The sequence below is a fragment of the Bacillus sp. L_1B0_5 genome, assembly GCF_000836715.1.
In the GTDB taxonomy this organism is placed as follows: Bacteria; Bacillota; Bacilli; order Bacillales; family Bacillaceae_G; genus Bacillus_A; species Bacillus_A thuringiensis_S.
Genome location: NZ_JXIS01000182.1, coordinates 1 through 2333, shown reverse-complemented (window position 1 = coordinate 2333; position 2333 = coordinate 1). Strand labels below are relative to the sequence as shown.

Genomic DNA, 2333 nt, shown 5'->3' with positions numbered 1-2333 from the left:
AAAAGTGAGGGCGGTTTTTATGTTTATTCAAATAAGTTTGAGGTGTGAAAATGGAACAGACGTTTATTGAAAAGTGTAATCATGATGAGCTGGACTATGTTATAAAAGACTATTGGCAAGATGTATGGAATTATTCATTTATTATTACGAAAAATCCACACTTATCAGATGATATCACGCAAGATGTATTTATAAAGGTGTTTAAAAATTGGAATTCATTTCGAAAGGAGTCATCTATTAAAACGTGGATATTAAAAATCACAAGAAATACGGCAATAAACTATTTGAAATCCTCTTATTTTAAAAGGATATCTTTAATAGGATTTTTTAGTGACGATAAGCAATCCCTGTCAGCAGAACAAGAATTTTTTAAGCAAGAAGAAATGAATGATGTGTGGAAGGTTGTATTAAAACTACCTAAAAAGCACCGTGAAATAATTATATTGGACGCAAAATATGAATTATCATATGAAGAAATGGCTGAAACATTAGGAGTATCCATTGGAACTGTAAAATCGAGATTAAGTAGAGCAAGAAGTAAGGTTTCAAAATTAATAGGGGAGGGTAGTAATGATGAACAATAAACAAAATCCTGACTGGTATAGAAAAATAAAAAAAGGTCCAATGGAGAATCGTAAAGATGAAGAAGAATTTATTTCTAAAATAAAGCAGTCTATATACGAAAATAATGAAGTGGATTTCGTAAAATATAAAAGACCATTTCGTAAAAAAGTGTTACCTGTTGTAGTTGTTTTGGTTTGTACAATGTTATTTTTCATTGTTCAACAACCTTGGCTTGATGATAATAAATCACCGGTACAAAGTAGTACTCAAATTAAGCCTAAAACAAAAGATGAATCTGCTCAAGATCCATCATTAAGACAATTTATGAATGATTTATATCAAAGCACAAATTCAAAAAATGAAAATGACCTGTATAAAGCGTTAAATGATGAAGTTCTATTTAAAGGGAAGAGTTATAAGAAGGATGAATTGAAGTTTGATGAAGATATCTTTCATGAGTTGCAAGTTGCCCTTGCAATGGGGGGAGAATTTGTAAATGATACAAAAAAAGTATACAAAGTGCCAAGTGGAATGACAGAAAGTAACCAACCAAAGCAAGCGCATTTTATATATGCAACGGTTACTGGAAATAAAACGAAAATTTTAGCTGAACCAAAACGAGAATCAAAAGTTTTATATGAAGTATCTAATGAAATGGTAAAAGCTTGGATTCCAGAAAAAGTGCAAAATGATGGATATATAAAAATATCGACAATTAATGGCAATACTGGATACGTACAAAAAGAGTATGTTTTAACTGATATTAAGTATTCATTTATGTTCGAAAAAAATGATAATGGTGAATGGAAAATAATAAATATAGATTCTATATGGTAAAAGAGGAAGGTTCACTTTAATGAACCTTCCTCTTTGTTTTTATTCTCTTTTTGAAGTGTATGCCAGAACTCTAAAACTTCTGCTGTAACGAGAGCAGCGATGTTTTTTTCTGAATTACTACCAGGAATAACGACAGAAATGGCGATTTGTGGATCTTCGGTAGGAGCATATGCAATGAAAAGAGAATGATTTATCATTCTTTCTTGCTCATTCGGAAAACCTGTAATACCTGTTTTACCTGCGACGTCAAAGGGCAACTTTTTAATTTCCTCTATATTTTGACTCATTCCACCTTGCACGACACTCAAAAAGTTCATCGGGTAACGATTTGAACTTTCTAAAATTGGTTTAAACTTTTTTGCTTCCTTACCGTCCGGACTAATAATTGCACTTACAGTTTGAGGTTTATATTTATCACCTTTACTTGCCAAAGTTGCTGCATATTGAGCGAGTTGAAGAGGGGTATGCACTTCATTTCCTCCCCAAGAGGCGTTTAATAAAGCGGAGATTCCATTTTCAAACTTATTAGATGGATGCAATTCGTATTGTCCGTCTTCTTCAAAGGGCAAATCAATCCCGGTTTTAGAACGTAGGCCAAATTGCATTAAATAATCTGTCCATATATGTGCCACTTTTTCTATATTTCCATTATTTTGGTTAAATAAGGGCAGAGCTACTTTTGCTGTCATAAATGTGTTAGATGAATTAATGATAGCCTGCCTCGGTGTAATCTCACCTGTTGGCGTTCCAGGTGCATTCGTAATGTTATTTTGATTATCATACTGAAAAGTCCCTTTATCTAAATAAGTATCTTCGGGTTGGAAAAGCTTTTCGTTTAATCCAATTAAAATAGTGAGTGGTTTTATAGTAGAAGCCATATTTACATAAGATTCACCATACTTTAATTTTTGAATTGCTTTATTTTGCGAAAG

The 2333-nt window shown here is 32.2% G+C and carries 3 protein-coding genes; 2 read left to right on the top strand and 1 reads right to left on the bottom strand.

Features of this window, described 5'->3' with window-relative positions:
- Positions 1-50 precede the first annotated feature (50 nt).
- Complete coding sequence (locus RT27_RS31395; protein WP_043939165.1) at positions 51-584, top strand: sigma-70 family RNA polymerase sigma factor; 534 nt, start codon at positions 51-53, stop codon at positions 582-584.
- Positions 574-1401 carry an SH3 domain-containing protein gene (locus RT27_RS31390; RefSeq protein ID WP_043939168.1) on the top strand — a complete coding sequence of 276 codons (828 nt, stop codon included), beginning with the start codon at positions 574-576 and terminating at the stop codon, positions 1399-1401. Before RT27_RS31395 ends, RT27_RS31390 begins: the two co-directional genes overlap by 11 nt.
- Positions 1402-1412: 11 nt before the next feature.
- Here the strand turns inward: RT27_RS31390 and RT27_RS31385 are convergent.
- On the bottom strand, positions 1413-2333 hold a 921-nt coding region (locus tag RT27_RS31385; protein ID WP_043939163.1), incomplete at its 5' end, for a penicillin-binding transpeptidase domain-containing protein.

Coding starts and splice junctions, on each gene's coding strand:
- RT27_RS31395 (WP_043939165.1), top strand. CDS start 51: ATGGAACAGACGTTTATTGAAAAGTGTAATCATGATGAGCTGGACTAT.
- RT27_RS31390 (WP_043939168.1), top strand. CDS start 574: ATGAACAATAAACAAAATCCTGACTGGTATAGAAAAATAAAAAAAGGT.